At 65.7% G+C, this 26,718-nt stretch carries 26 protein-coding genes and 1 tRNA gene; 9 read left to right on the top strand and 18 right to left on the bottom strand.

The window, feature by feature from the left end:
• The first annotated feature begins 4 nt into the window (after positions 1 to 4).
• Complete coding sequence (locus ACO07K_RS10970) at positions 5 to 838, top strand: inositol monophosphatase family protein (RefSeq protein WP_422035969.1); 834 nt, start codon at positions 5 to 7, stop codon at positions 836 to 838.
• A 6-nt stretch (positions 839 to 844) separates the two neighbouring features.
• Here ACO07K_RS10970 and mazG read toward each other — a convergent pair whose 3' ends face one another.
• From mazG to ACO07K_RS10905, 13 genes are all read right to left on the bottom strand, one after another.
• Positions 845 to 1,675, bottom strand: a complete 831-nt coding sequence (gene mazG / locus ACO07K_RS10965; protein ID WP_422035968.1) for a nucleoside triphosphate pyrophosphohydrolase — start codon at positions 1,673 to 1,675, stop codon at positions 845 to 847.
• Positions 1,676 to 1,749: 74 nt separating this feature from the next.
• Positions 1,750 to 2,409 carry a hypothetical protein gene (locus tag ACO07K_RS10960; RefSeq protein ID WP_422035967.1) on the bottom strand — a complete coding sequence of 220 codons (660 nt, stop codon included), beginning with the start codon at positions 2,407 to 2,409 and terminating at the stop codon, positions 1,750 to 1,752.
• Positions 2,410 to 2,493: 84 nt separating this feature from the next.
• Positions 2,494 to 3,264, bottom strand: coding sequence for an MBL fold metallo-hydrolase (locus ACO07K_RS10955; protein ID WP_422035966.1), 771 nt, complete (start codon positions 3,262 to 3,264; stop codon positions 2,494 to 2,496).
• Positions 3,255 to 4,043 carry a TatD family hydrolase gene (locus ACO07K_RS10950; protein WP_422035965.1) on the bottom strand — a complete coding sequence of 263 codons (789 nt, stop codon included), beginning with the start codon at positions 4,041 to 4,043 and terminating at the stop codon, positions 3,255 to 3,257. The genes ACO07K_RS10955 and ACO07K_RS10950 overlap by 10 nt, the downstream gene beginning before the upstream one ends.
• A gap of 1 nt (position 4,044) precedes the next feature.
• Positions 4,045 to 5,649, bottom strand: coding sequence for a methionine--tRNA ligase (gene metG, locus ACO07K_RS10945; RefSeq protein ID WP_422035964.1), 1,605 nt, complete (start codon positions 5,647 to 5,649; stop codon positions 4,045 to 4,047).
• A gap of 167 nt (positions 5,650 to 5,816) precedes the next feature.
• Positions 5,817 to 6,947, bottom strand: coding sequence for a DNA polymerase III subunit delta' (locus ACO07K_RS10940; RefSeq protein ID WP_422035963.1), 1,131 nt, complete (start codon positions 6,945 to 6,947; stop codon positions 5,817 to 5,819).
• A gap of 3 nt (positions 6,948 to 6,950) precedes the next feature.
• Complete coding sequence (gene tmk / locus ACO07K_RS10935; RefSeq protein WP_422035961.1) at positions 6,951 to 7,589, bottom strand: dTMP kinase; 639 nt, start codon at positions 7,587 to 7,589, stop codon at positions 6,951 to 6,953.
• A complete protein-coding gene (locus ACO07K_RS10930; protein ID WP_422035960.1) occupies positions 7,586 to 8,878 on the bottom strand; it encodes a D-alanyl-D-alanine carboxypeptidase family protein in 1,293 nt (430 codons plus the stop codon). Before ACO07K_RS10930 ends, tmk begins: the two co-directional genes overlap by 4 nt.
• Positions 8,862 to 9,941: a septal ring lytic transglycosylase RlpA family protein gene (locus tag ACO07K_RS10925; RefSeq protein WP_422035959.1), complete on the bottom strand. Its 1,080-nt coding sequence runs from the start codon at positions 9,939 to 9,941 to the stop codon at positions 8,862 to 8,864. Before ACO07K_RS10925 ends, ACO07K_RS10930 begins: the two co-directional genes overlap by 17 nt.
• Before the next feature lie 69 nt (positions 9,942 to 10,010).
• Positions 10,011 to 10,895, bottom strand: coding sequence for a lytic murein transglycosylase (locus ACO07K_RS10920; protein ID WP_422035958.1), 885 nt, complete (start codon positions 10,893 to 10,895; stop codon positions 10,011 to 10,013).
• A gap of 97 nt (positions 10,896 to 10,992) precedes the next feature.
• Positions 10,993 to 11,313, bottom strand: coding sequence for an Atu4866 domain-containing protein (locus ACO07K_RS10915; RefSeq protein WP_422035957.1), 321 nt, complete (start codon positions 11,311 to 11,313; stop codon positions 10,993 to 10,995).
• Positions 11,310 to 11,777: a carboxymuconolactone decarboxylase family protein gene (locus ACO07K_RS10910; protein ID WP_422035956.1), complete on the bottom strand. Its 468-nt coding sequence runs from the start codon at positions 11,775 to 11,777 to the stop codon at positions 11,310 to 11,312. Before ACO07K_RS10910 ends, ACO07K_RS10915 begins: the two co-directional genes overlap by 4 nt.
• 3 nt (positions 11,778 to 11,780) lie before the next feature.
• The gene (locus ACO07K_RS10905) at positions 11,781 to 12,512 is read right to left on the bottom strand and encodes an SDR family oxidoreductase (protein ID WP_422035955.1); all 732 of its coding nucleotides are present in this window, start codon (positions 12,510 to 12,512) and stop codon (positions 11,781 to 11,783) included.
• 106 nt (positions 12,513 to 12,618) lie between these two features.
• Between ACO07K_RS10905 and ACO07K_RS10900 the strand changes: the two genes are divergently transcribed.
• The 3 genes from ACO07K_RS10900 (at position 12,619) to msrA (ending at position 14,553) form a co-directional block, all read left to right on the top strand.
• Positions 12,619 to 13,509: a LysR family transcriptional regulator gene (locus ACO07K_RS10900; RefSeq protein ID WP_422035954.1), complete on the top strand. Its 891-nt coding sequence runs from the start codon at positions 12,619 to 12,621 to the stop codon at positions 13,507 to 13,509.
• A 79-nt stretch (positions 13,510 to 13,588) separates the two neighbouring features.
• Positions 13,589 to 14,038 carry a peptide-methionine (R)-S-oxide reductase MsrB gene (gene msrB, locus ACO07K_RS10895; RefSeq protein WP_422035953.1) on the top strand — a complete coding sequence of 150 codons (450 nt, stop codon included), beginning with the start codon at positions 13,589 to 13,591 and terminating at the stop codon, positions 14,036 to 14,038.
• Positions 14,035 to 14,553, top strand: coding sequence for a peptide-methionine (S)-S-oxide reductase MsrA (gene msrA / locus ACO07K_RS10890; RefSeq protein WP_422035952.1), 519 nt, complete (start codon positions 14,035 to 14,037; stop codon positions 14,551 to 14,553). Before msrB ends, msrA begins: the two co-directional genes overlap by 4 nt.
• Positions 14,554 to 14,557: 4 nt before the next feature.
• On the opposite strand, the gene ACO07K_RS10885 is transcribed toward msrA, so the two are convergent.
• Together ACO07K_RS10885 and ACO07K_RS10880 are read right to left on the bottom strand one after the other, a co-directional pair.
• Entirely contained in the window at positions 14,558 to 15,532 is a 975-nt protein-coding gene (locus ACO07K_RS10885; protein WP_422035951.1) for a Bug family tripartite tricarboxylate transporter substrate binding protein, read from the bottom strand.
• 84 nt (positions 15,533 to 15,616) lie between these two features.
• The gene (locus tag ACO07K_RS10880) at positions 15,617 to 16,759 is read right to left on the bottom strand and encodes an acyl-CoA dehydrogenase family protein (protein ID WP_422035950.1); all 1,143 of its coding nucleotides are present in this window, start codon (positions 16,757 to 16,759) and stop codon (positions 15,617 to 15,619) included.
• Positions 16,760 to 16,888: 129 nt separating this feature from the next.
• On the opposite strand from ACO07K_RS10880, the gene ACO07K_RS10875 reads away from it, so the two are divergent.
• Complete coding sequence (locus tag ACO07K_RS10875) at positions 16,889 to 17,434, top strand: thermonuclease family protein (RefSeq protein WP_422035949.1); 546 nt, start codon at positions 16,889 to 16,891, stop codon at positions 17,432 to 17,434.
• Positions 17,435 to 17,445: 11 nt separating this feature from the next.
• Here ACO07K_RS10875 and ACO07K_RS10870 read toward each other — a convergent pair whose 3' ends face one another.
• A complete protein-coding gene (locus ACO07K_RS10870; protein WP_422035948.1) occupies positions 17,446 to 18,336 on the bottom strand; it encodes an SGNH/GDSL hydrolase family protein in 891 nt (296 codons plus the stop codon).
• 244 nt (positions 18,337 to 18,580) lie between these two features.
• On the opposite strand from ACO07K_RS10870, the gene ACO07K_RS10865 reads away from it, so the two are divergent.
• On the top strand, positions 18,581 to 19,213 hold the full coding sequence (locus ACO07K_RS10865; protein ID WP_422035947.1) for a sulfotransferase family 2 domain-containing protein: 633 nt from the start codon (positions 18,581 to 18,583) through the stop codon (positions 19,211 to 19,213).
• Here the strand turns inward: ACO07K_RS10865 and ACO07K_RS10860 are convergent.
• Together ACO07K_RS10860 and ACO07K_RS10855 are read right to left on the bottom strand one after the other, a co-directional pair.
• Positions 19,210 to 20,352, bottom strand: coding sequence for a glycosyltransferase (locus tag ACO07K_RS10860; RefSeq protein ID WP_422035946.1), 1,143 nt, complete (start codon positions 20,350 to 20,352; stop codon positions 19,210 to 19,212). The genes ACO07K_RS10865 and ACO07K_RS10860 overlap by 4 nt on opposite strands.
• Before the next feature lie 106 nt (positions 20,353 to 20,458).
• Positions 20,459 to 22,096, bottom strand: coding sequence for a hypothetical protein (locus tag ACO07K_RS10855; protein WP_422035945.1), 1,638 nt, complete (start codon positions 22,094 to 22,096; stop codon positions 20,459 to 20,461).
• A gap of 220 nt (positions 22,097 to 22,316) precedes the next feature.
• On the opposite strand from ACO07K_RS10855, the gene ACO07K_RS10850 reads away from it, so the two are divergent.
• The 3 genes from ACO07K_RS10850 (at position 22,317) to ACO07K_RS10840 (ending at position 26,653) form a co-directional block, all read left to right on the top strand.
• A tRNA-Ser gene (locus tag ACO07K_RS10850) sits at positions 22,317 to 22,406 on the top strand.
• Positions 22,407 to 22,912: 506 nt separating this feature from the next.
• Positions 22,913 to 24,238 carry a carbohydrate porin gene (locus ACO07K_RS10845; protein WP_422035944.1) on the top strand — a complete coding sequence of 442 codons (1,326 nt, stop codon included), beginning with the start codon at positions 22,913 to 22,915 and terminating at the stop codon, positions 24,236 to 24,238.
• A 177-nt stretch (positions 24,239 to 24,415) separates the two neighbouring features.
• Positions 24,416 to 26,653 (top strand): DUF4114 domain-containing protein, encoded by a 2,238-nt coding sequence (locus tag ACO07K_RS10840; RefSeq protein ID WP_422035943.1) that lies wholly within the window; start codon positions 24,416 to 24,418, stop codon positions 26,651 to 26,653.
• Positions 26,654 to 26,718: the final 65 nt, after the last annotated feature.

The following is a 26,718-nucleotide window of genomic DNA, read 5'->3' as shown; positions in this document are numbered from 1 at the left end:
GCCGATGCTCGACTCCGGCGGCTCGGAACGGGTCGCCGAACTCATGCGCGAGACGGCGGCGGCCGAGCTGCTGCCCCGTTTCCGCAATCTCTCCAAGGACGAGGTCCGCCAGAAGCGGCCGGGTGACATCGTCACCGTGGCCGATGTGGCGTCCGAGATCCGGCTGGCCAGCGGGCTGGCGAAGATCCTGCCGGGCGTGCCGGTCGTGGGCGAGGAGGCGGTCGAGAAGGATCCTGGCCTGCTCGATCTCATCGCCCGTCCAGGCGAGGCCTGCTGGATCGTAGATCCGCTCGACGGAACCGCGAACTTCGCGGCAGGCCGCGACCGCTTCGCGATGATCATCTGTCTGGTGCAGGATACCCAGGCGGTCGCCGGCTGGATTCTCGACGTGCCGAACGACCGGCTGGCCGTGACCGAGCGTGGCGGCGGCGTGCGCTTCGATGGCAGGATCGTGGAGGGCAGGCCGGCCACGGCGCCACTCAACGGCTTCGTGGGCTACAAGATCGCCAGGTCCTTCGACGAGCAGCTTAGCCCGGAGCATCGCGCCCGCCTGGGCACCATCACGACCCTGCGCTGCGCCGGTGCCGAGTATCTGGAGATCCTCGCGGGCCGTGCGAATTTCAGCCTCTACCGCACGACCAAGCCTTGGGATCATGCCGCGGGCACGCTGATGATGAGGGAGGCGGGCGGCGGCGCCGTACAGTTCGGCGCGGCACCTTACAGCCCGGCCCAGCCCCTTAATGCCGGCCTCATCACCGCCTCGACGGAAGAGGCCCTGAGCGAGGCGAGGGCGCTTCTGGAGGCCTCGCGTCTGCCGCTGCTGACGCCGAGGCCGTAGAAAACATCAAACCCGCGTCTTGGCCTCCTCCCACAGCGCTTCCATTTCCTCGAGGCTGGCCTCGGAGGGTTTGCGGCCGCTTTCGGCCAGGCGACGCTCGATGTGGCGGAAGCGCTTTTCGAACTTGTCGTTGGTGGCCCGCAGGGCCACCTCGGGATCGACCTTGCAGTGACGGGCGAGGTTGGCGACCGCGAACAGGACATCGCCAAGTTCGCCTGAAACCTTCTCCTGTTCGATCGTTTCGGCCTCCAGTTCGACCCGGAGTTCCCGCAGTTCCTCCTCGATCTTGTCGATGACCGGACCGATCGTGGCCCAGTCGAAGCCGACCCGGGCGGCCCGCTTCTGGATCTTCTCGGCGCGCATCAGGGCGGGAAGGGCGCGCGCCACGCCATCCAGGGCGCCGGGAGCGCCTTCGGTGGCGCCCTTGGCCGCCCGTTCGGCGGCCTTGCGGGCCTCCCAGGACACGGTTTGGGCGTCGGCGGTCTTGATGTCCATGTCGCCGAACACATGCGGATGGCGGTCGACCATCTTGTCGGCGATGGCGGCGGCCACGTCGTCGAAGGCGAAGGACTTGGCCTCGCTGGCGATCTGGCTGTGATAGACGACCTGCAGCAGCAGGTCGCCGAGTTCTTCCTTGAGCGCCGGCATGTCGTCGCGCTCGATCGCGTCGGCGACCTCGTAGGCTTCCTCGATCGTATACGGTGCGATGGTGCGGAAGGTCTGGTCGATATCCCAAGGGCAACCGTGCTGGCGGTCGCGCAGCCAAGCCATGACGGCCAGCAGCCGAGGAAGCGGTTCCTTGGGCAGGGACTCCGGGGTGGGCTTGCCTGAAGTCATGGCGTCGAACTCATTCCCGATTATCGTATAATATATATTATGACAAATTTAGATATATTATCTATGTCAATGAGTTACCAATCGATCCGCATGTTCTGCGTTATCAAGGCCAGGAGCTGCAGGCCACGACCGGCCTCGCTCGTGGGCATCCCGAGCGTGACCAGGACACCGACCTTGGGGTTCCTGGGGTCCGGAATGACCAGATCGAAGACGGTGCGCGGACCGCTGTTGTCGGACGGTCCCTTGGGCACGTTCTCGTAGACGACCACAAAACTGCCGTCCCGGAGCTTGCGGGCCTGGGCCTGGACGCCGGGCTTGCGCGCCTTCATCGAGCCGGCCTTGGTGGCGGCATAGTGCTCGGCGTCCCGGACCCCCTCATAGGCGAAGTCGACCCGCCAGACGAGCAGACGGAGGCGCTTGTCGAGTGTGTAGGCAATACCCCGCTCCCCGTCCTCGCTGGCCTGCCAGCCCATGGGCAAGAGCAGTTCGACCTTGACCGAATCGAAGCGCAGCCGGACCGCCTGGCTGGCACCATCGATGCCAAGAACGCGAGTGAATTTCTGGGTGGTACCGCCGCCGATGCTCTGTTCGCCGCGGGTATAGCTCGCGCCGTTGTCGGGAACCCCGAAGTCACGAAACGTGAGGCCGCCGGGGTCCAGGCGATTGGCCGTCTGGGCGTGGAGCGGTGCCATCGGGGCCGCTAGGACGAACGCGGTGGCGCCCGACAGGAACATCCGGCGTCCGGACTCCTTTCGTTTACGCTCATGCGTCAGATCAGGATCGTCCGATAGAGACCTGTAATTTAACAATTATACACCCTATAGGTCGATGTGCAGACCGTCATGGCAAGGCGTCACGTGAGCCGGTGTGGTGCGGTCGACTTCGGCATAGTCCATATCGACATGCAGGTTGGTCAAAAACGCCCGCCGAGGCTTCAGCCGCTCGATCCATTCGAGGGCGCGATCCAGATGTGCGTGAGTGGGGTGCGGCCGGTAGCGCATCGCGTCGACGATCAGCACCTCGACCCCCTCCAGCGCCTGCAACGACTGCTCAGGCAGCATGACGACGTCGTTGGCATACCCGACGGCACCGAAGCGAAACCCCAGCGACGGGATCGTCCCATGGTCCTGGAGGAACGGCACGACCGGTAGCCCGGCGGCCTGGAAAGGACCCGAAATCACGGTGTGGCGGTAGATCGGATTGTAGAAGCCGTTGCCCTCGGCGTGGAAGCAGTAGCCGAAGCGCCGGCTCAGCACCCCGTAGGTCCGTTCGTCCGACCAGGATTCGATCTGGCCCTGGCGCAGCGCGAAGGGTCGGAGATCGTCGATCCCGTGGCACTGGTCGGCATGGTCGTGGGTCCAGATCACCGCATCGATCCGCTCGACCTCGGCGGCCAGGAGCTGGCTGCGCACGTCGGGTGAGGTGTCGACCAGCACGGTCTTGCCCTGGTCCTGGACCAGGATGGAGCAGCGGGTGCGGCGGTTGCGCGGGTCGGTGGGGCTGGCCGCCCCCCACTCGCCCTTCCCACCCGGTCCGCCGACCCGGGGAACGCCGGCCGAGGTACCGCAGCCCAGGATGGTCACGCGCACCGGGAACGCTCCGCCTTGGTGAACAGCCGGAAGAAGTTGTCGGTCGTCGCGGCCTCCAGCTCAGCCAGGCTGACGCCCTTGAGTTCGGCCACCTTGGCCGCGGTGTGGGCGACGAAGGCGGGCTCGTTGGTCGTGCCGCGCTTGGGGATCGGCGCCAGGTAGGGCGCGTCGGTCTCGACCAGCAGCCGGTCGAGCGGCACGTCGCGCACGATGGCGCGCAGATCCTCCGCCGCCTTGAAGGTCACGATGCCCGAGATCGAGATGTAGAGGCCGAGCGCCAGGGCGCGTTCGGCCACGGCGCGGCCCGAGCTGAAACAGTGGATCAGGCCGGGGAAGGCGCCCTTCCCGTGTTCCTCCTCCAGCATGTCGCCGGTCTCCGCATCGGCGTTGCGTGTGTGCACGATCAGCGGCAGGCCGGTCTCGCGGGACGCCGCGATATGGGCGCGGAAGCTCTCGGCCTGCTCCGCGCGCGGGCTGTGCTCGTAATAGAAGTCGAGGCCGGTCTCGCCGATGCCGACGACCTTGGGATGGCGGGTCGCCTCGATCAGCCGGTCGGGGGTGCGTTGCCCCTCCTCCTTCGCCTCGTGCGGATGGACGCCGACCGAGCACCAGACATTTTCGTGGCGCTCGGCGATCGCCCGCACCCGCTCGAACTGGTCGAGCCGCGTGCCGATCGTCAGCATGCCGGCGACGCCGGCCGTCCGGGCACGCGCCAGCACCCCGCTCTCGTCGCTCGTGAGCTCCGGGAAGTCGAGATGACAGTGACTGTCGATCAGCATGTCAGCCCGCGGCTTTCGGCGGCTTCGGGGCCTTCGGCTGTTTCGCCGGCTTGGCCACGGGCTCGGCTGCCGGCTCGATGAAGCGCGGGAACACGCCTTGCGGCGGCGGCAGTGCCGTGCCGGAGACGAGCTCGTCGTCGAAGGCAGCAAAGATGCGCTTCTCCGGCGCGACCGCGAGCTGGTCGAGGATCTTCGCCGTCGAGTCGGGCATGAACGGCTGGACCAGCAGGGTGACGCGCCGGATCGTCTCGGCCAGCACCCACAGCACCGTGTCGCGCCGCACCGGGTCGGTTTTGGCCAGCGCCCACGGTGCCTGCGCATCGACGTAGCGGTTGGCGTCGGCGATCACTTCCCAGATCGCGGTCAACGCCTTGTGGAAGGCCTGCTCGTCGAGCTCGGCGCGCACGATGACCAGCAGGCAGCGCGCCCGCTCGAGCAGCGCCGTGTCGGCCTCGATCAATCCCGCCCGGGGCGGAACCTTCTCGCCGCAATTCTTGGCGACGATCGACAGCACGCGTTGGCAGAGATTGCCATAGGCGTTGGCGAGGTCGGCATTCATGCGGCCAATCAAGGCGCGGCGAGAGAAATCGCCGTCGTTCCCGAACGGCACTTCGCGCAGCAGGAAGTATCGCACCTGGTCGACGCCGAACTCCTTGGTCACCGCGACAGGATCGATCGCGTTGCCCAGCGACTTAGAAATCTTCTGCCCTTCGGTGGTCCACCAGCCCGAGGCGAAGACGCGCCTCGGCGCCGGGATGCCGGCCGACAGCAGGAAGGCCGGCCAGAAGACGCAGTGGAAGCGGATGATGTCCTTGCCCACGACATGCACGTCCGCCGGCCAGAATCGCCACAGCGGATTGCTCTCGTCGGGGTAGCCGACCTCGGTGATGTAGTTGGTCAGCGCGTCGAGCCAAACGTACATGATGTGCTTTTCGTCGCCCGGCACCGGAATGCCCCAGGAGAAGCTGGTGCGCGAGACCGAGAGGTCCTGCAGGCCGCCCCTCACGAAGCTGATGATCTCGTTGCGGCGGCTCTCGGGCGCGATGAAGCGCGGGTTCTTTTCGTAGAACTCCAGCAGCCGGTCGGTCCAGGCCGAGAGCCTGAAGAAGTAGGACGGCTCTTCGACCCACTCGACCTCGTTGTTGACCGGACCGGCGCGGCGCTTGCCGTCGGGACCGACCGTGGTCTCGTCCTCGGCATAGAAGGCCTCGTCGCGCACCGAGTACCAGCCGGCATACTTGCCGAGATAGATGTCGCCCGAGGAGACCAGCTTCTCCCACAGCGCCTGGCACGCCGCGTAGTGGCGCGGCTCGGTCGTGCGGATGAACCCGTCGGGGCTGTAGTTCATCACGCCGATCAGATCGCGGAACGACTGGCTCACCTTGTCGGTGAAGGCCTGCGGCGTCATGCCGGCAGCGGCGGCCGCCTTCTCGACCTTCTGGCCGTGCTCGTCGGTGCCGGTGATGAAATGGACGTCATGGCCGTCGAGGCGCTTGAAGCGCGCCAGCACATCGCAGGCGAGCGTCGCGTAGGCGTGCCCGATATGGGGCACGTCGTTGACGTAGTAGATCGGCGTGGTGACGTAATAGGTGCTTTTGCCCGACATGATACTGAACTCCGAACGGCCGCCCCTACCGGGGCACGAGACTCAAGCGCGTTCAGCCCCGCATTCGTGCGCAGGACAGCGAGTCTCTGATGTCGGGCCGGGGCAACATGGCCGGTCTTTTGCCATGCCTCCCCTCGGGGATCAAGAGTCGGGCCGTGGCGGTCCGCTCAGCGCGTTGCCGATTGCAGCTTCAGGAAGCTGCCCATCACGGTCTGCTTTCGGTCGAGGTTGACCGCGTCGGCCCGTGAAAACAGGTTCGCCACCTCCTCCGATGCCGTCATCCAGCGATCGAAGCTCGCGGTCGCAAGCAGACGCGCCTGCAGGCCGCTTTCCATCGGCACGACGGGTGCAGCTTCCGTGGTGAGCGCGGCCTGACGCAGCAGTCCCTTCAGCCAGCCGTCGAACAGGTAGTTGAGCGAGCGCCAGTCGGCATTGGCCTCCTCGCCGCGTTTGGCAAATCGCTCGGCGAAGGCATGCAGCCGCGGCATGTCGAGATCGGGCAGGGTGGCCAGCACCTCGACCATCTCGCGGTAGAGGTCGAGACTGCCCGCCGCCCCGAGTTCCAGCGCCCGCCCGATGCTGCCCTCAGCGAGCCGGGCGAGCGCACGCCTCTCCTCCGGCTTCGTCTCCAGCGCATGGATGCCGAGCAGGTCGACCACCGTCTCTTCCGACAAAGGCTGCATCGCGAGCCTTCGGCAGCGCGAGCGGATGGTCGGGAGCAGCCTTCCGGGCGCGTGCGCCACGATCAGCAGCACGGCGTTGGGTGGCGGCTCCTCGAGAATCTTCAGCACGGCGTTGGCACTGTTGCGGTTCATCTCGTCGGCCGCATCGACGATGGCGACCCGCGCCTTTCCCATTGCCGGCGTCATGTGCATGAAGCCGCCGAGGTCGCGCACGTCGTCGACGGCGATCTCGGCGCGCATGCGTCCCGTGTCGCGGTTCAGCGAGCGGCGCAGATGGAACAGGTCGGGATGCGAGCGCGCATCGACCAGGTGCCGGCCCGGCGCGTCGGCCGGAACGTCAAGCGATTCGGGGCCGCCGCCGAACAGGCCGCCCTGCTCCTGTCCGGCCAGCAGGAACCGCGCGAAGCGCCAGGCCAGGGTCGCCTTGCCGATGCCACGCGGTCCCGTCAGCAGCCAGGCATGGTGCAGCCGCCCGCTCTGCTGCGCCGCCAGCATCGTCCGCTCGGCCTGCTCATGCCCGACCAGCCGGTCGTTGCGCCACGGCGGCGGCCAGGCATAGGGCCATTCAAGCTTCTCGGCCTCGGCCGGATCGGAGGGCGTCTTGCCGCGTGCCAAGACTCAGGACCCGAGACGTGTCGCGAGCGCGTCGCCGATCGCCCGGGCGATCTCGTCGATGCCGGCGGCCGCATCGATCACGACGCAGCGGCCCGGATCGGCGGCGGCGATGTCGAGGAACCCGGCGCGGACACGCTCATGGAAATCGACCGGCAGGGACTCGTAACGAGTCTCCGTGCCGCGACGCGAGGCGGCGCGCGCGAGGCCGGCCTCGACCGGCAGATCGAGGACCAGCGTGAGATCGGGCCGGAAGTCGCCCACCGTGATGTCGTAGAGTGTTCCCAGCATCGCGCGGTCGATGCCGTGGCCGTAGCCCTGATAGGCCATCGTCGAATCGGCGAAGCGGTCCGACACGACCCAGGTGCCGCTCGCGATGGCGGGCAGCACCGTGGTGCGCAGATGCTCGCGGCGCGCCGCGAAATGCAGCAGCGCCTCGGTCACGCCGTCCCAGCGTTCTGCCGGGCCCTCGACCAGAAGCTTGCGCACCATCTCGGCACCGGGCGCGCCGCCCGGCTCGCGCGTGGCGATACATCGATGCCCGCGCGCCTCGATCTGTTCCCTGAGGCGGGCGACCTGGGTCGACTTGCCGGCCCCTTCTCCACCCTCCAGCGTGATGAAGCGCGCTCGCGTGCGCTCCGTCACGACATCCAGCCGAACATATAATGCCGCAGCATCGTGGCGACCCGGCTGAACACGCCCATGCGCGGCACGTCGGCGCCGGCCTCCAGCGGATACTCGATGGTGCGGTTGTCCGGTAGCGTGACGACGGCAGTCCCGATCTTCGTGCCCTTCACGATGGGGGCCGCGATCGGCCCGTCGAAGCGTGCGACGGCACGCGGCGGCGCACCCTGGCCGGTCGGCACGGTGAGCTGGACCGTCTTGGGGATGACCAGCGGCACGGTTTCCTGGGCGCCCAGCCAGACTGGCGCCTCGACCAGCATGTCGCCCGCCCGGAACACCGTGATGTTGGTCGACTCGCGATACCCCCACTCCATCAGGCGCGCCGTCTCCGAAGCCCTCTCCGCCATCGAGCTGAGGCCGTTGACGACCAGGATCAGGCGGCGCCCGTCGCGCACTGCCGATGTCGTCTGTCCGTAGCCGCCCTCTTCCGTGTGACCCGTCTTCAGCCCATCGGTGCCCGGCGTGATCTTCAGCAGGCGGTTGCGATTCTCCTGACGGATGTTGTTGTAGGTCCAGTTCGTCTCCGAATAGTACTTATAGTACTTCGGGTAGTCGTCGATCGTGTGCCAACCCAGCACCGCGAGATCGCGCGCGGTCGTGTACTGGCCCTCGGCCGGCCAGCCCGAGGCGTTCTTGAACACCGTCTTGGTCATGCCGATTTCTTTGGCGCGCTTGTTCATGCGATCGGCGAAAGCGTCCTCGCTACCGGCCAGCCCCTCGGCGATCACCACGCAGGCATCGTTGCCCGAGAGGATGATGATGCCCTTGATCAGGTCCTCGACCGTCGGCTCCGAGCCCAGCTCGAGGAACATGCGCGAGCCGCCCATGCTGCGCGCCTTCTCGCTGACGCGGAACCGCGTGTCGAGCTTCAACCGTCCGGCCGCCAGCTCGTCGAAGATGATGTAGATGGTCATCATCTTGGACATCGATGACGGCGGCATCGGCGTCTCGGCGTCCTTGAACAGCAGCACCGTGGAAGTCTGCGGATCCACCATGAAGGCGTGGCGCGCCAGGGTGCCGATGCCGACCTGCGACGGCGGCAGCGATTCCACCTTCGGCGCCGCCGCTTCCTTCGGCGCCGCGGGCTTGGCGGCGGCCGGCGCACGCGGCTTGGCCGGAGGCTTTTGCGACTGGGCCGGGGGCTTGCGCGGCGTATCCTGCTGCGCCGAGGCGGTGAGCGAGAGACCGGCCAGCCCGGCCAGGGCGAGGAGCGCCAGTCCGGCGCGATTGAGCCTATTCAGAGACCACACGGGCATCCCCATAGCCTGAACGCTTGAGCCGGTCGGCGACAATGCCGGCGGCATCTTGAGTGGTATAGGGCCCCAGCCGCACGCGATAAACATCGCGTCCATTGGCCGAGACCTGGGAAACTTCCGGATTGCCGTAGCTGCGCACCGCGCTGCGCTGACGCTCGGCATTTTCATGCGTCGAGAAGGCACCGACCTGCACGAAGAAGCCGCTGAGCTGGGACGACGGCGTGGCGGTACTGGTCGTCGCCGACAGCGACGCGATGGTCGGCGGCACGTCGCCCGACGCGGATCTCGGCGCGCCGAACGGCACGTTACGCGGCGGCGGCGCGTACACGGTCTGGGCGGGAGCTGGCGGCGCAGCTGCAGGTGGCGGCTCGTAGGAAGCCTGCATGATCGGCGGCGGCGGGGCCGCCACCGGCGCCGGTATGGGGGCCGGTGCGGGAACGGGAGTCGGCGCCGGGGCCACCCGGCTGCCGCTCGCAAGCTGGGCCACGGCCTGCTGCTGTTCAGCCGGACCGCCGCCGCTCAGCGCGACGTCCTTTACCGCAAGACTCTCGGCCTGGAGCTGCTCGACGCGGACCCGGGCCGTGCCCTTGCCGACCATGTCGATCTCCTCCGCCGCGGTGCGCGACAGGTCGATGACACGGCTGCGGGCGAAGGGGCCGCGGTCGTTCACCCGCACCACCGTGCTGCGCCCGTTCTCGAGATTGGTGACGCGCACGATGGCCGGCATCTGCAGGGTGCGGTGGGCCGCCGTCCGGTCGGCCTGGTCGTAACGCTCGCCGTTGGCGGTCGACTTGCCGTGGAAGCCCGGCCCGTACCAGGAGGCCGTGCCGGTCTCGGTCAGGGTGAAGGTCTCGCGCGGCGTATAGGTGACGCCGTCGATCTTGTAGGGCTGGCCGACCTTGTAGGTACCGCGCTGGGCCACGCTGCTGCCGGGGGTCCCGCCCCCGCCCTTGCTCGACGAGCCGCAGGCCGCAAGGCTGGCCAGCAGTGCCGCAGCCCCGCACAGCCGAAGCGTGCCGGACAGGGGAAATCCCAATTTTACCAATGCTAGCGGCATGATGTTCATATCATACATCATCTCGGCCGGCGGGTGGAGCGGCCTGCCGGGCCTCTCCACCCGCGGCGGTCAGGCCGCGATCCGGTCGGACAGGAGGCCCACCGCCAGGGCAAAGAAATCCGACTGGTTCCAGCGCAGGATCACCTTGAAATTCTCGGTCGTCTGATAGGCCGGCCCGCCCGCTCCCGCCGGCCGCACGATGCGCCCGCCGCCCCCGGCCTGCGTTCCCGGGGAGACTTCGTCGCCCCAGCGCAGTCCCGGCCGCCAGCCGACCTTGCGCAGGTAGTTCACGATCGAGGCGAAGACGTCGAGCTTGTTCGTCCAGATGTCCTTGCGGCCGTCGCCGTCGCCGTCGGCGGCATAGGCGAGGAAGCTGGTGGGGATGAACTGGCACTGACCCATGGCGCCGGCCCACGAGCCCTTCATCGCGTGCAGGCCGATATGCCCCTGCGACAGGATCTTGAGCGCGGCGATGAGCTGCTCGCGGAAGAATTTGGCGCGGAAGTTGTTGTGGACCAGTGTGGCCAGCGCCTCCACCACCTCGAAGTCGCCGAGCCGCGTGCCGTAGTTGCTTTCGATACCCCACAGCGCGACGGCGACCTGCGGCGGCAGGCCGGCCGGGCCGGCGAAGCGTTCGATCGCTGCGCGGTTCTCTGCCAGCAGGGCGCGGCCGCGCTTGATGCGCTCCTCGGAGACGACCAGTCCTTGGTAGCGTTCCCACGTCATCTTGAATTCAGGCTGGTTGCGCGCCTGCTCCATCACGCGCGGCACCTCGCGGATGTCGGCCAGGGCCGCGTCGAGCGTGCCCTTGTCGACTCCCGCCCGCAGCGCCTCCTGCCGGATACCCTGCAGCCAAGCCGCAGGGAACCGTCCGTCACTCTGGGCGAAGGCGGGCCCGGAGGCCGTCAGGGGCGCCAGGGCGGCGCCGGCACACAGGAGTCTGCGAGTGATCATGAAGCGTCCGCTGGTTGGTCGTTGCCCTCACGGGATTCGCCACCCCTGTGCCGGCCAATCTTGCGCACACTATGGCGACCTCGCCCATCGTGCATCCTCACTTTCTACGGTGGAGAATCATTCCGCCGTGATGCAGCGTATTCTCGTCGACGAAGACGCCGTCGGCGGTGAAGCCGGTGTCATCCCAGTATTCGATGCGCGTCCCGGTGATTTCGTATCGTCCGCGATAGGCGCTCTCGCGCGTGCCGCGCGCTTCGTCATAGCGATTGCCGGGCAACAGGTTGTGACGGACGTATCCGTCCGCCGTCACCCAAAGGCCGACATAAGAGTGGGGCGTCATTTCGGCATGACCTGCGGTCGCGAGGATGAAGGGGCTGCTGATGGCGAGTGCCACGGTCAGGAGGCGCATGGCCCTCATTGCGGCCTCCTCGCATCGCGACGCTCGGCGAAGAGGTCCGAGAGGACCTGCGAGGCCGCAATGGCGCGCGAGATGCCGGCCGGCACGGTGATCATGTAGATGACCTCCTTGAGCTCCTCCTCGGACACGCCGATGTTGAGCGCATAGCCGGCATGGACCTTCATGAAGGGTAGCTGGCCCGTGGCCGCGAAGGCCGCCACGGCCGTGAGCTGACGGGTGCGGCCGTCGAGCCCCGGCCGCGCCCAGACATCGCCAAGCGCATAGGCCTCAGTGGCCTCGGCGAGGAAGGGAAACTCCTGGCGCATGCGCTCCAGGGCCGGCTGCGGCTGGCCGCGATTGAGGTCGCGGATCACGGCGTCGCCGCGCTTCAGCCTCTCTTCGACGGTCTGCGCGACGGCGGGTGCGGCGGTGATGACGGCGAACAAGGCCGCGGTGATCGGGGCGAGCATCGGATGCAGGGTCATGTCTCATCCTCCTGTGGTGGCGGCGGGGCGTACGACGATCTCGTTAACGTCGACATCGCCGGGTTGTTCGAGGGCGAAGCGGACGGCCCGGGCGATCGCGTCGGGCTTGAGGGCGATCTGGCGATAGGTCTTCATCGCTTCCGCGACGACCGGATCGGTGATGGTGTCGGCAAGTTCGCTCTCGACGACGCCGGGATGGATGCAGGTGACGCGGATCCTGTCGTTTTCCATCCGCAATCCGTCCGAGATCGCACGCACCGCATACTTGGTCGCGCAGTAGACGGCGGCAGCGGGGAAAACCTGCAGCGCCCCGATCGAGGCGATGTTGACGACGTGACCGGAGCCGCGCGCCGTCATTTCGGGCAGCACGGCGGCGATGCCGTAGAGCACGCCCTTGATGTTGACGTCGACCATGCGCTCCCACTCGGCGACCTTCATTGAGGCCATGGCCGACAGCGGCATCACACCGGCATTGTTGACGATGACGTCCACCCGGCCCCACGCCGCCCGCGCCGCCTCGGCGAAGGACGCGACGCTCAGCCGGTCGGTGACATCCAGCGGGCACACCCGGGCCTCGCCGCCGGCGGCGATCAGTTCGCCCGCGAGCGCTTCCAAGCGGCAGAGGCGGCGCGCGCCCAACATTACCCTTGCCCCGGCGCCGGCCAGTTCGCGGGCGATGCCGGCGCCGATGCCGCTGGAGGCGCCGGTGACGAGAACGACTTTATCGAGAGACATGGACGGATCCTTTCGGAGGTGCGGTTGACTTGCCCTCAACTTGGACCTGAGCGATTGTCGCGATAAGACGACAATGACTTACCAATCTGGAAAGAAATCCTAACCAATGGAGCCCGATCTGAACGCGCTGGCCGTCTTCGCCCTGGTGGCGGAGGAGCGCAGTTTCAGGGCCGCGGCCGACCGGCTGGGCGTGACCCGTTCGGCCGTCAGTCAGACGATCCAGCGCCTCGAGGGCAGTCTCGGCATCGCGCTGGTTCAGCGCACGACGCGCAGCGTCAGCCTGACCGAGGCCGGCGAACGGCTGCATCTGGAGATCGCTCCGGCGGTGGCCGAGCTCCGCGGTGCCCTGGAGAAGACCGCCGCCCTGCAGGGCCGGGCGCGCGGCCGGTTACGGCTCGCCGTCTCCTCGATCGCCGAGCGCTTCCTCGCAGGGCCGTTTCTGGCGGGCTTCGCGGAGGCCAATCCCGAGGTCGAGCTCGACGTCACCGTCACCGACGACGCCATCGACATCGTGGCCGAGGGCTACGATGCCGGCGTCCGGCTGGGCGAGGTGATCGAACAGGACATGATCGCAGTGCCCGTGGCCGGCGACGAGCGCCAGCTGGCGGTCTGCGCGCCCTCCTACCGCGACCGCTTCGGCGTGCCGCGACACCCGGCCGACCTCACGTCGCACACCTGCATCGGTTGGCGGCCCTCGCCGAAATCGGCGCCCTACCGCTGGGAATTCGCTGAGGAGGACAAGGAGTTCAGCGTCGCCGTGGCGCCGCGATTCGCCACCAACGACATGGCCCTGATGATCAAGCTCGCGGTCGCCGGCGCCGGCGTCACCTTCGGCATGGAGGAGAGCTTTCGCGCCCTGATCGCCCGAGGTGAACTCGTGCCGGTTCTCGAGGAATACTGCCCCAGCTTCGCCGGCTTCTACCTCTACTATCCGAGCCGCCGGAACATCGCGCCGAAGCTGCGGGTCCTCGTCGACTATCTGCAGCGACAGCGGTGAAGACGGGGCCGCCCCCTGACAGGGCGCCCCCCGCTCCCTATATTCTCCCTCCAAAGGCACGTTGCGACAGGAGCGCGAAATGCAGACCTACAAGAAGAGTCCCGAAGCCCTGGCGAAGCTCACGCCCGAACAGTTCTTCGTTACTCAGGAGAGCGGCACCGAGCGTCCCGGGACCGGCGCCCTGCTGCACAACAAGGAGCCGGGCATCTATGTCGACGTCGTGTCGGGCGAGCCGCTGTTCGCCTCGGCCGACAAGTACGAATCGGGATGCGGCTGGCCGAGCTTCACCAAGCCGATCGAGCCGGCCAACGTCGCCGAGCTGAAGGACGGCTCGCATGGCATGCTGCGCATCGAGGTACGGTCGAAGCACGGCGACAGCCATCTCGGCCATGTCTTTCCCGACGGCCCGCGCGACCGCGGCGGGCTGCGCTACTGCATCAATTCCGCCTCGCTCCGCTTCATCCATCGCAAGGACATGGAGGCGGCGGGCTATGGGGCCTATCTCGACCAGGTGGAGGACGTGAAATGAGCCAAGAGCGCGCAGTACTGGCCGGCGGTTGTTTCTGGGGCATGCAGGACCTGATTCGCCGCATGCCGGGGGTCGTGTCGACGCGGGTCGGCTACACCGGCGGCCATGTGGCCAACGCCACCTACCGCAACCATGAGGGCCATGCCGAGGCGATCGAGATCGTCTTCGATCCGGCGAAGATCAGCTACCGCCAGCTGCTGGAGTTCTTCTTCCAGATCCACGATCCCTCGACGGTGGACCGCCAGGGCAACGACCGCGGCACCTCCTACCGCTCGGCCATCTTCTACACGAGCGACGAGCAGCGCCGCGTGGCCGAGGACACGATCGCCGACGTGGACGAGTCGGGCCTGTGGCCGGGCAAGGTCGTCACCGAAGTGACGGCAGCCTCGGATTTCTGGCAGGCCGAGCCCGAGCATCAGGACTATCTCGAGCGCATTCCCAACGGCTACACTTGCCACTTCGTGCGGCCGAACTGGCGGCTGCCCGTCCGGTCGAAAGCGGGTCAGGCCGCCTGACGCCTTACTCGACCTTGAGGTTGAGATCCTTGACGATGGTCTTCCAGACCAGGAACTGATCCTTCTGGTACTGCATCGCCTGCTGGCGCGTCGACGGCATCGGCACGATGCCGTTCTGCAGCAGCTTTGCCCTCACCGCCTCCGTTTCCAGGATCTTGACCAGTTCCCGGTTCAGCCGGTCGAGGATGTCGCCGGGCGTTCCCGCCGGCGCGACTGCACACCACCAGCCGCTCATGTCGGGCGGCGTGGCGAGCCCCTGCTCCGAGAAGCTCGCCACTTCGGGCAGCAGCGAATTGCGCTGGGCGGTCGTCATGCCGACCGCCCTCACCTTGCCGCCCCGGATCATGGCGAGTGAGGCAGGGATATCGGCGACCATGATCTGCACGTGTCCGCTGATCAGGTCCGCGAGGCCCGGGGGCACCGACTTGTATGGCACGTGCGTCACGTCGAGCTGGTAGGCGTTCTTGATATAGCCGCCATAGGCGATCCCGCCGGTGTTGCCGCTCGCGTAGTTGAACTTCCCAGGATTGGCCTTGAGCAACTTGACCAGCTCGGCGGCCGTCGTTGCCTTGACGTCGTTGTTGACCAGCCAGACGTAGGAAACCGAAGCCACCATGGAGATGTAACTCAGGTCCTTGGCCGGATCGTAACGGACGCCGCTGGTCAGGCCAGCCGGGCTGGCGACCAGGCCGGAATTGGTCAGCAGCCCGATCGTATAGCCGTCCGGCGGCGAACTCACGACCAGCTCGGTGCCGAGCGTCGTGTTGTTGCCCGGCTTGTTCTCGATGACGATCGGCTGGCCCAGCGCCTGGCCGAGCGGCTCGGCGAGGATGCGGGCGAGGATGTCGCTGCCCGAGCCGGCGCCGAAGGGAACGATGAGACGGATTGGCTTGTTCGGATAGGATTGCGCCATGGCGGGCGCGGCAAGCATGACACAGACGGTGGCGGCGAACGCGGTAAGCCAGTGAACGACCCTCATGAGCTTCCTCCCTGTCTCGCGACTTTGTTTTTGTTGATGCAGTGCCGGAACGACCTTTCTTGCTCCCTCGATTGACGTGACGCGTCAGAACCTGAAGCCGAGGTCGCGGGCGATCAGGTTCTTCTGAATCTCGCTGGTGCCTTCGCCGATCACGTAGACCAGAGCGTCGCGATGGATCCGGCCCACGGGATATTCGCGCATGATCCCGGCGCCACCATGGATGCGGATCGCCTGCTCGCTCACGGCGACGGCAGTCTCGCTGGCGATGAGCTTGACGCGCGCGGCGGTCGCGGAATCGAGCGTGTTCTGGTCGACCCTCCAGGCGCCGTAATAGACCAGCCACTTGGCCGCCTCGATCTGGGCCGACATCTCCGCGAGCTTGTGGCCGATCGCCTGGTAGTCGCCGATGCGCTTGTTGGCGACCAGCCGGTCGCGCGCATAGGCTGTGGCGGCGTCGAAGGCGGCCCGCGCCATGCCGAGCGCATTCGCTGCGACCCCGACCCGGTTCTCGCTCAGGGATTCGAGGATCACCGGATAGGTGCCCAGCCTGTCGCCCAGCACGCAGTCGTCGGGGACGAACACGTCCTCCATGTGGATCAGGCCGGTCTCGGAGGCGCGGATGCCTTCCTTCCGCAGCTTCTCGATCGTCATGCCGCCGGCCGGCAGCTCGACGATGAACAGGCTGATGGCATTGCTGCTCAGTTCCGGCGCGGTGCGTGCCGCGACCAGCAGGAAATCCGCGATCGGCGCATTGGTGATGTAGAGCTTGCTGCCGCGCAGCCTCCAACCGCCCGCCGCCCGTTCGGCGCGGGTCCGCAGCGCGCGGATGTTCGAGCCGCCATCCGGCTCGCTCAGGGCAAAGCCCGCGATCTTTGTGCCCTGCAGGGCGGGCCGGAAGAAGCGCTGGCGCTGCTGCGCGGTGCCGGCCTTCCAGATCGGCCAGATGCCCAAGTGGCTGTGCGCCGACCAGCTCGAGGCGAATCCCTGGCTCATGTAGCTCAGCTCCTCGCGCACGATGCAGTCGCTGATCTTGTCCAGTCCGCTGCCGCCATCCTCCTCGGGATAACGGACACCCAACAGGCCGAGCTCGCCCCATCGCGCAAAGACTTCGCGCGGCAGGACCTCGTTCTCCTCGGCCGCGGCCACCAGCTGCTGGTGCTCCGACTGGCACAGGCGCCTGACGGTGTCGCGCACGGCCTCGTGCTGCTCCGAGAATGCGAAGTCCATGGTCGAGGGCGTTTCCTGTATCTTGGTTGTTTTCACGAACACTGACGACGAACCAACTTCGGGTCAATCGACGGCGCGGCCCGCGTGCTATAAGCCGGGCGCACGCATAGCCCCGCAAGGTTCCCGCCGTTGAAAGCCGCCCGTACTTCCCTCGCCCTCCTCTCCACGCTCGCCCTCCTGGCGATGGCGACGGGCGCCGCCGCCCAGTCCTCCGACGACGACACCGTCGTTACGCCGGCGCCGAAGCCGCGCTTCACGGTGGTCGACGGCGACACGGTCAAGTTCGGCCCGCAGGTCGTGCGGCTGTTCGGCATCGACGCGCCCGAGCGCAGCCAGACCTGCGACGACGGCCAGTGGCGCGCCGGCGCGCTGGCCCGCAAGGCGCTGGAGGAGTTCATCGCTGGTCGTCCCGTGACCTGCCGCCTGGTCGATCCCGACCGCAAGACCCGCCCGCCGGTCGCCCAGTGCTTCGCCGGCGAAGACGACCTGCAGGAAAAGATGGTCTCGGCCGGCTGGGCCTGGGCGCTGCCCGTCAACGGCAAGGACCGCTACGGACCCGACGAGCGCGAGGCCGCGCTGCGCAAGGTCGGGGTCCATGCCCACAAATGCGCCTCGCCCGCCGAGTGGCGCGCCATGCTCCGTCGCGAGGCACTCAAGCGCGAACAGGGCGGCTGAACGGCCCGCCGCTAGGACAGTTCGGGGAGCCGGGCGGCGAGCAGGCTGGCGACCATGGCGTTGCCGCGCCCGCTCAGATGCGTGTTGACGTAAAAGGACGCGGCCGCCGGTTCGATGGCGAATCGGGAGAACGTATCGACGGTCGCCAGGCCGAGGCTGCGCGCGCGATCGAGAACGAGTCCCGTCACACGGCGCTCTTCGGCGGCGAACGTCCGGTCAACCCAGACCTGCGGATGATACTGCGCCAAGAGCACGACACGGCATCGGTGCCGTTCCCCGAGCCGCAGCAGCCGCTCGATCAGGTGAATGGCGATCGTCTGGCCCTGGCCCGCCGGATTCTGCCTCACATGGTAACCAAAGACGTGCTGCAGCGGCGCCGGCAGGCCGATCAGGGCCCGGTCGAGGCGATGACGCAACCACGCTGGCGCGCGCCGCCGGCGCTCCGGTACCGGCACGCCCTGAAGCCGCAGCCGGTCGCCGTCGAGGGCGAACCACGGCTTGTCGCGCCCCCACAGCCGCCGCATCTCGGTGCGCCGGACGTCGTCGGCGATGAAGCCTGCGATCACCATTGCCGGCTCGTGCGTGGCGGCGAGCCGTTCGGCGCGAAGGACGATCTGGTCGAAGCCGTAACCGGACACGCCTCCGTTCAGCACCCGGCGCCCGCTCAGCCGCTGAAGCTGCGCCGGCCAGGTCTCCGCATCGCCGACTTCCTCGCCGAACGTGTAGGAATCGCCCACGGCGAGAATCGCCCGCTCCTCACCGGCCTCCAGGCCTCCCCCGCAGTCGCGCAAGCCGTCGGCGTCGACCGTCACGGGCCAGCCTCCAGCCCCGCTGCCGCGAAAGCTGGATTTCGGCGCATATCCGAGGCCGGCGTCGTACATCAGACAAAAATCGTCCGCCATGCGCTGCCGCTACGGCAGAATCCGCTTGGTTGCAATCGCGGCGTCTGGTGCGCGGCTCTTGGAGATGGCGGAGCAAGTTGTGGAATCAGTCCCTAGACCAGGCGACGGCAGGCAAGACCACAGCTTGACGGGGGCGTGGGCCACAAGGAAACGCGGGCGCTCTTGATCGTCGCAGCCCTTGCCTACATCTTGCCGGCGACCGGCTGCGCGACCTCTCGCGGATGGACGAAGCCTAGAGCCAAGCATGATAATTTCGCATCGGCATCGATTGATCTATTTCTCAATTCCGAAAACCGGTTCCGAAGCGGTGCGCCGGTATTTGAGCCCAATAAGCGAAGTCGAAATCGTGCGCTTTGCCCGACGAACGCCAAAGAAACCTTTCTACAGTCATATGCGTCCCTGCGAGGCGCAGCAGACCTTCGCTGAACTGGGTTGGGAATTCGGTGATTATTCGAAGATCGCGACGGTGCGCAATCCGTGGGCTCGGTTGGCGTCGCTGTTTGCGATGATGGAGCGGCAGAAGCAGCGTCGCTTTCACGGTAACTTCAGCGCGTGGCTTAGCACGCTTGAGCCGACGCGACCGCAAGACCCCACCCGCAGCGAAAAATGGTGGTGCCACGGGTCCATGACAATCGAAGCCTTCATGGCCGTGCCCGGCGACAACTGCGCATACAGAGCTTTCCGGCTGGAAGACGGGTTGGAGAGGCTCAGCAGTTATCTCGAGAGTTCAGGCGTTGCGACACTCGGAAAGACTGTGGAAGCCGTAAATGGCGCTCCCGAGCCCTACGACTATCGCGACTACTACACAGCACGCGACCGCGCGCTGGTCGCGGAGTTGTACGCAAGCGAGATCGAGCGGTTTGAATATCAATTCTAAGTCGCGTGTGCGCCACCGTTCCGGCGCGCCTGTAGTGCCTGAATATCTCGCCTGAGCTTGGCCACTTGAGCGTCGCGCAACTTAACACTGCGGAAATTACCACGGATGAGTTGTGCCATCGCATGTTCGCGTCTCAACAACTGCATCTGAGCTGTCAGCGACGCAAGACGTTCGGCGTTTGGCTTCGCTGTTGTATTGATGATCTGGTCTATATGCGGTTCCAACCTGTACTTGGAGAGCGTCCCGGCCGGAATCGCCATGACGTACCGTGAAGCTCGCGAGAAGCCATCGACAATTTCACTTGCGATCATTGCCGCATTCGCCCGCCTCTTACAGCATCGTCCGGAAAAATTGGTCGCCGCCGCTATATCGAAGTTATCTTGCGAAAGGTAGCCCGGCCCACCGAACCGGTCGTACACATAGGTAGGAACGCCAGAAGCGATTGCATACTGCACGCTCTTCCCGATCGTGATCAGGGCGCTCGTTTCGGCGATCAGCTCTGGCGATACTCGTTGGTAACTTTGTCCTGCTTTGCCGACCAGCTCTACAGCCAGGCCCATGCTCCCCAATATCTTCAAGGCTTCGGTTACCTCGACCGGGGCATGGTTTGAGATCGCCCGCACCACTCTCAGGTCGCTGGGTGGCTTTCGGTACGTCCAGAAAGCCGCAGGCGCGGGATTGGGAAACAGACAGATGTCGCTTTCGGGTACGCCCACTTGGACGAGATTGGATTTGGTTTCCTCGGAATTCGCCAGTGTCCAATCCGCGAGCAATGGCTGCAGAATTGGCCCCGGAAACGCGAGCTTTCCGGTCGGTGAGAAATGCGCGAACACGAAAGTCGTCCGCTTCTTGGAACCGGTCGTGAGTTCATACCTCAGAAGCGGCGCGATGTGGTTCTGCAACCACACGATATCGAAGTCGAACGCATTGAGTGTGCCGGGATCGTCGGTGATCGAAATGCCGGTTCGCTCAACTTCAGCCTTGAAGGGGTCACCGACGTAGTTGGCGGCGATCACCGTTTCGAAGCCTCGCGATGCCAAATACTCGGCTACCTCAACCACAACGATGGGTGCACCACCGAACTCCACGATCCCATTGGTACAGAGCAGAGCTTTCTTGCGATCAGTGGTCAGCTGCATATTCTAGGGTATCCTCGCGCACATATAGACACAAGATTGTGAAAGAAATTGGGACCACACGCTGCGACAGCCCGACGTCAGGACCGATGGACTGCGGGCATACTCGCTAAGCGGGCCTCTGGGCGACAGGCGGTGGGACCCGACGGATCCCTTGCCGGTATCTATTCATCACCTTGCGGACTGAGGCCACGAAGAGCGCCTGATGATTGGTTGGCAGTGGCGCGGTCGCGACTTTTCTTTGCCCGAACGCCTCGCGTGGAACTCCTGCTTCCTCCGCAATGCGCCGTGGGATCGGTCGGTCGTACTCTTGGGCGAGGCAGAATGGCTGCATTTCGGCGCTTTGCGAGATCGCGTTCACGGCCTGGGGAAAACGTGCTGCAATGAAGGGGAGCGGCAAATAGGAGAATCCGACCCGCAGGCGAAACTCTGTAATGCTCTTGCTGAAAACGGTCCCGGTCGGAAGACCAGGCGGCGTTGGCGGCTGCCGTCTCCAGATCGTATCGCCGTAACCGCCCGTTACCAGGAGACGGTCGGAAAGGCAGGATTCGAACGGCTGGAACGCGATGTCGTCGCCCACGCCCTGAGTCGCGACGAATTCAGCGACCGCTTCTTGAAGGTGGCCGCTGAATTCCACCCGGAGGTTAGCGATATCATCGCCCATGACATGCCGACGAGAGATCAAACGAAGGCCCAGTGACGCGGCAACATCACCTCCGTGATCGTCCTTTCCCTTCACGCTGACATCCAGGGTCAGCGCTTCGACGCAACCCTGCTCTTTGGCGAGAGCCGCACACGCAACGGAATCATATCCCGTCGACACCGTTGCGATCGGCTCGAAGCGCGTGGACCGACCCGGATGTCGCGCGTTCGCGAACAACGCACCCAGTTGCTTGCTTAGATGATCGCGATACTCCTTGAAGTTCCCAGCTGGCGGATGGAGCCGGCACTCATGAAGTTTCACCACTCCGGCATGATCCGCCGAGAAGTTGTAATACATCATCTTGAACAGCCGGAAACGTGCGTTGCCGCAAACCAGGGGGTCATAAAAGTCGATATTCGCCGGACGCAATCGGCCGAGTGCAAGAAGGCCAGCCGGCATCATGGCGAGAAAGGATTCTTCAATTTCACTACCGGCGGCAGCGAGGACAAAGCAAAGCGAATTGGCCACATATGTTCTTTGGAGCGCACAGTCGTGCAGCACGAACAGGTGTTCGTAGTTGTGCTTTGGCGGCACGAAAACAACTTGCTCGCCAAGAGCCGCGCCGGAGCCAAACATACAGTCCGATTCTTCGATTTTCGTGGTCGCAAAATCGCCTGCCCAGACTCCCTCTACTATCCGCTGCTCATTGTGTTCGACGCTTCTTCCGATCGTGAACGCGTGGACGTCCCGGTCGATGCTGCATAGCCATGCCAGCGGGGGAATTGACTCGTCACGATCGACCAAGACTGATTTGCAGGCGAGCGTATCGCGCGCATCGAGCTTGCGCTGCTGTTCCGTTGCGCGTCGTCGAACCGCCGCGCAATGGATCGGGAAGGAGCCGCTGTTATAGTCGGCATCGTTTCGCGGTATCTCCTTTGCGAAGGCACGCATCGCCCTGCGCACCACGCGGCGCCACAGCTTTTGCTCGCTTGGGGCCAGCGTGGACCATTCGTCTGGTTCGAGGCCGCTGTCTCGTCGAAATCCCACGTAGAGCGATCGAGCGACGGCATCCACGCTCGCTTTGTCGAAACCTTCGAAAGCCATCGGTCACCGTAGCCTTCCGTTGCCCCTCGATCCAGCCGGACGTATGTTGCAGCAATGATGGACCGAGGGCGACGTAGCATCCGGCAGCGTCGCGCTGGGCCATGCGGCGTGATCGTGACGCGGCCTAGCCGACTGGTCTTGGTCACCAGTCGCGCGTTGAAGCGAATATCGCCTTTCGTTTTATTCGGCGACGGGCTAATAGGCCGGTCGCGATTGCTTCGGATGGGTGGCCGAGCGGTTTAAGGCACCGGTCTTGAAAACCGGCGTGGGTTCACGCCCACCGTGGGTTCGAATCCCACCCCCTCCGCCAGACTCGCAGATTTCCGCTCGGTGGGCGATATTGCGGCCGCTCACAAATCTCCACCCGTATCACATCCGCAGGGCTTTCCCGCACGAGGAGATGGTGCGGGCGGGTTTCGGATTGGGGCGTTGAACACCGCCTCTGGGGCAGAGCGATCCCCCGTCTGGTCGCCTTCACGGAGTCTCCAGACAGGCACTTGATTCGGCTGGAACTGGATGGCGAGCGCTGGAACGCTGATCCCACCGCGGCGAGGATTGAAGGACTCACGAAAGCACCCGACCGGACAGGCGGTCTCTGCGCTTGTCCGCGTGGCTGCGGCCAGCCCCAGCGCTACCCTCGTGCGAGTTATCGATCCCATTTGCACGACCAGCACCGCCCACTGGGATTCGCGTCAGCACCGTCTCCGGCTTGGGAACGATGGTCTTTTGCACCTTCGTGGGGGAAAAGACGGTGTGAGAAATGCGAGCCTTCGGCGAAGGGCTCTCGTCGGTGCCGTTCCAGAGGTGAGTCGGGCAATGTCGGGCAGGCGGCTGATCCGCGCAGTAGCGGTCGCGTTGTGGTGCGCGCTCCTCGGGGCGAGCGTGCTGCAAAGCCGATCCGCGCGCGCCGACGATCCGGCGCCGGGAGACCCGGACCTTTCGTCGTGGCTGCGGGGCCAGTACATGACCGGCGACTGGAACGGGACGCGAAGGGATCTCGAGGCCAAAGGCATCACGCTGCGCGGCCACCATATTTCTGAGTCCGCAGCCAATCCCATCGGCGGGCTGAAGCAAGGCGCGGCCTATACCGAGCAGGTCGACGCGGGTGCCGATTTCGATCTCGAAAAGCTGATCGGCTGGCCCAAGGCCAAGCTGCATGTGACGTTCACCCAGCGCGCCGGCCAGAGTCTGGCGGCCAACACGATCGGCAGCTTCATCTCCGTACAAGAGATATTTGGCGCCGGACAGAACGTGCGATTGGCCGAACTGTCCTACGAGCAACTGATCCTGGATGACCGCCTGCGGATCAAGCTTGGCTGGCTGCACGCCTCGGACGATTTCGCGACCTCACCGATCTACTGCCATTTCCAGAACAACGGCTTTTGCGGACAGATCGCCATCGTCGTGAACAGTGGCTTCACCATCTATCCGACCGGCAGCTGGGGCGGCATGGCGAAGGCCAGTCTCTTCGACGAGGTCTATGTCCAGACGGGCGCCTATGAGGTGAACCCTACGCTGGCGGCGCCGGCCAACGGCTTCAAGCTCGGCATCTCCGGCGCCACCGGCGTCATCATGCCGGCGCAGCTGGGCTGGCAGCCGCGCTTCGGCACCGCCGGGCTCAAGGGCCACTACAGGCTGGGCGGATACTACGATACATCCGACGTGCCCTATCTCGGATCGCTTCCCGGCGGCCCTCAGGCCAAGGCCCGCGGGCGCTGGGGCTTCTATGCACAGGCCGATCAGATGATCTATAGCGCCGCACCCGGGACGGACCGCGGCCTGACAGCCTTCGCCGTCCTCGCCTATGCCGCCCCCGACACCGCCATGCTCGAATACATCGGGCAGCTGGGGCTCCTGCAAAGAGGAACCTTTGCCGACCGGTACGACGATTCGATCGGCCTCGCGATCAGCTACAGCAGGGTCAGCAGCACCCTCGTCGCGGCGCAGAACGCAGCGAACGCCGTGGTGCCTGGATCGGTCGGCGTTCAGTCCGCCGAGACCACCATCGAGCTCAACTATCGTGCCCAGCTGACGCCGTGGTTCTCGTTGATGCCGAACGTCCAGTATGTGATCCGGCCAAACGGGGTGACGACGATTCCCAACGCCCTCGTGCTGGGCCTTCAGGTCAGACTGACATTCTGAGGCGAGAGCGTTGCGCCGAAGGCCTGAAAGTTTCGGGCGGTGTTCTGCAACGCGAGATTGTAGGCGCCTGAACGCCAGCGACGGTAAGGTTCCCAACCATCGCCAATGTTGCCCGGCGCCCCCCTCGTTGGCCATAACATCAGCCAACGCAGACGTTTGACCAGGGAGTCCCTCGACATGGCCAGCGCACCCGATGACGGGCCGGACGACGACGACACGCCCCCGAGCGATCTCACGACGCCCAAGGGCGGCCTCTTCGGCGGCGGCTTCGACTCGAGCGGGGTCGGGGACCCCAATGTGCGCGCCCTGCTGATGGATTATCACTGGGTCGCCACGCTGGGCGGCACGACGGCCGCAAAGTTGATGAAGTATGCCTTTCCGACGGACGTAGCGGACTATACCGAGGGCGTCCCCGGAGGCTATCCGGACATGGAGATTCTGGCGAACTTCGAGGAGGCCAGCGCCAACCAGAAGGCGGCGGCGCTGGCGGCGATGGGCCTCGTCGCCTCCTACACGCAGTTGAAGTTCGAAGAAGCCGACTCACCATCAGCCGCTGATGCGACGCTGCGCTTCTCCGGACTGACGAGTGGCAGTTCGCAGGCCGCCTTTCCCGCCAATCCCGGCCCCTACTCCGCCCAGGATGCCCGCGAGTCCGGCGACAACTGGCTCAGCACCAATGGCCGGCCCCCGGCCGATTTCTACGGGACCGACCACTTCAACACGATCATCCACGAGATGGGGCACGCGCTCGGCCTGAAGCACGGCCATGACCCGAACTACAACGGCGCACTGTCGGGGGACAGGAACGACAACGAATTTTCCGTCATGACCTATGCGAGCTATCTCGGCTCCGACACCAACATGGTTACCGAGGCGCACTTCGGGTCTTCGCCGCAGAGCTACATGATCTACGACATCGCGGCGCTGCAGGCCTACTACGGCGCGAACTTCGACAGAGCCGGCACGAAGTCCCTCTATACCTGGGACGAGACGACCGGCCAGCAGTACATCAACGGTACGGTGGCGCCGAATACGGGCGTGACGGCGACCCACAAGATCTTTTCGACGGTGTGGACGCAGGGCGCGCTTTCGACCTACGACCTCAGCAACTTCGACGAGGACCAGCATGACGACCTGCGCCCGGGCCGCTGGCTCACCTTCTCGCGCGAGCAACTCGCGGATCTGAACGGCGCCCTTGCACTCCCGGCTCCGGCTGGCTTCATCGCCCAGGGCAACGTCTACAACGCTCTCCAGTACGGCGACGATACGCGCTCGCTGGTCAGCAACCTGATCGCCGGCCGCGGCAACGACACGATCGTCGGCAACGTGCTGGACAACGAGCTGAACGGCAATGACGGCAACGACTACCTCCAGGGCGAAGCGGGCAACGACACGCTGATCGGCGGCAACGGCAGCGACTTCCTCGACGGCGGCGACGGAAATGACCTGCTGCTCGGCGGGGCCGGCGTCGACCAGCTGCGGGGAGGGCTCGGCGTCAACATCCTGCAGGGCGGCGCGGCCGGCGATTTCATCGAATTCGGCGGCGGGATCGATACGTTGCGCGACACCTGGACAGACATGACACGGGACGTGGTCAGCGGATTCGGCGCCGGGCACTCCGTCGATGTGCTGCGCTCGCTCGTGGGCCGCTCGAGCCTCGACATCGAGTACAATGACGACTTCACCAATGCCACCCTGACCGCCGGGTCGGACTCGGTGAATCTCGGCGGATATTTCGAGGGCGGCGACTTCATCGCCGCGGCGCGCGGCATGGGCGGCGACGCCCACACGACGATTACCTACGTCAACTTCCTACCCGCCCTACAGGAGGGCGTGCGGGTCGCCTCCTCGTTCGTCAACGGCATCGCCAGCGACGCCTATCTCGAGGGCGACGGCTCGGTGACCTTCACGGTCGACTTCGAGTCGGCCATCTCGACCTACGCGAATTCCTTCGGCTACTACGAGGTTGCCGCCGGCGGCGTGCTGGGCGACGTCCATATCCTGTTCGCCAACACGCTCAACGTGGCGATGGGTGCCCGCACCGTCGAACTCACGCCCGACGCCGATACGCGGCTGGGCTTCTTCCTGATCCAGGACGGCTACAATCGGCTCGGCGGCCTGCCGGACGACCTCTCGTTCCGCGCTGCGGGTTCGGACGTTCCGGCCACGCTCGATGCCGGCCTGCCGCCGATCCTGTTCAGCGAATCCCGCGGCTCGCTGGACGGGGCCGTGATCTTCCACACTTTCTCGGCGCTCAATCCGGGCGACATGGTCCAGGTTCTCTCGGGAACTTCCCAGGGAGGACTGGAAATGTCGCTCGGCTTCGAGGATCTCCCGTCGACGTGGGGCGACAACGACTTCCAGGACCTCGTAATATCCATCCGGACCGGTGCCGACGGGCTGTTCGTCGTGTAGGCAAAGACCTCACCTCGCGCCGCCGACGGCCAATCGCTGCCGGTCGTCCGCTTCACAACGGGGCT

The sequence above is a fragment of the Reyranella sp. genome, assembly GCF_965228225.1.
Classification (GTDB): domain Bacteria; phylum Pseudomonadota; class Alphaproteobacteria; order Reyranellales; family Reyranellaceae; genus Reyranella.
The sequence above is the reverse complement of the archived record's forward strand: the minus strand, read 5'-3'. Positions and strand labels throughout refer to the sequence as shown.

Bases quoted from the DNA above. Each gene is read 5' to 3' on its own strand.
- ACO07K_RS10970 (WP_422035969.1), top strand. From the start codon at position 5: ATGCTCGACTCCGGCGGCTCGGAACGGGTCGCCGAACTCATGCGCGAG.
- mazG (WP_422035968.1), bottom strand. From the start codon at position 1,675: ATGACTTCAGGCAAGCCCACCCCGGAGTCCCTGCCCAAGGAACCGCTT.
- ACO07K_RS10960 (WP_422035967.1), bottom strand. From the start codon at position 2,409: ATGTTCCTGTCGGGCGCCACCGCGTTCGTCCTAGCGGCCCCGATGGCA.
- ACO07K_RS10950 (WP_422035965.1), bottom strand. From the start codon at position 4,043: ATGCTGATCGACAGTCACTGTCATCTCGACTTCCCGGAGCTCACGAGC.
- metG (WP_422035964.1), bottom strand. From the start codon at position 5,649: ATGTCGGGCAAAAGCACCTATTACGTCACCACGCCGATCTACTACGTC.
- ACO07K_RS10925 (WP_422035959.1), bottom strand. From the start codon at position 9,941: ATGCCGCTAGCATTGGTAAAATTGGGATTTCCCCTGTCCGGCACGCTT.
- ACO07K_RS10920 (WP_422035958.1), bottom strand. From the start codon at position 10,895: ATGATCACTCGCAGACTCCTGTGTGCCGGCGCCGCCCTGGCGCCCCTG.
- ACO07K_RS10915 (WP_422035957.1), bottom strand. From the start codon at position 11,313: ATGAGGGCCATGCGCCTCCTGACCGTGGCACTCGCCATCAGCAGCCCC.
- ACO07K_RS10910 (WP_422035956.1), bottom strand. From the start codon at position 11,777: ATGACCCTGCATCCGATGCTCGCCCCGATCACCGCGGCCTTGTTCGCC.
- ACO07K_RS10905 (WP_422035955.1), bottom strand. From the start codon at position 12,512: ATGTCTCTCGATAAAGTCGTTCTCGTCACCGGCGCCTCCAGCGGCATC.
- ACO07K_RS10900 (WP_422035954.1), top strand. From the start codon at position 12,619: ATGGAGCCCGATCTGAACGCGCTGGCCGTCTTCGCCCTGGTGGCGGAG.
- msrB (WP_422035953.1), top strand. From the start codon at position 13,589: ATGCAGACCTACAAGAAGAGTCCCGAAGCCCTGGCGAAGCTCACGCCC.
- msrA (WP_422035952.1), top strand. From the start codon at position 14,035: ATGAGCCAAGAGCGCGCAGTACTGGCCGGCGGTTGTTTCTGGGGCATG.
- ACO07K_RS10885 (WP_422035951.1), bottom strand. From the start codon at position 15,532: ATGAGGGTCGTTCACTGGCTTACCGCGTTCGCCGCCACCGTCTGTGTC.
- ACO07K_RS10880 (WP_422035950.1), bottom strand. From the start codon at position 16,759: ATGGACTTCGCATTCTCGGAGCAGCACGAGGCCGTGCGCGACACCGTC.
- ACO07K_RS10870 (WP_422035948.1), bottom strand. From the start codon at position 18,336: ATGGCGGACGATTTTTGTCTGATGTACGACGCCGGCCTCGGATATGCG.
- ACO07K_RS10865 (WP_422035947.1), top strand. From the start codon at position 18,581: ATGATAATTTCGCATCGGCATCGATTGATCTATTTCTCAATTCCGAAA.
- ACO07K_RS10860 (WP_422035946.1), bottom strand. From the start codon at position 20,352: ATGCAGCTGACCACTGATCGCAAGAAAGCTCTGCTCTGTACCAATGGG.
- ACO07K_RS10855 (WP_422035945.1), bottom strand. From the start codon at position 22,096: ATGGCTTTCGAAGGTTTCGACAAAGCGAGCGTGGATGCCGTCGCTCGA.
- ACO07K_RS10845 (WP_422035944.1), top strand. From the start codon at position 22,913: ATGTCGGGCAGGCGGCTGATCCGCGCAGTAGCGGTCGCGTTGTGGTGC.
- ACO07K_RS10840 (WP_422035943.1), top strand. From the start codon at position 24,416: ATGGCCAGCGCACCCGATGACGGGCCGGACGACGACGACACGCCCCCG.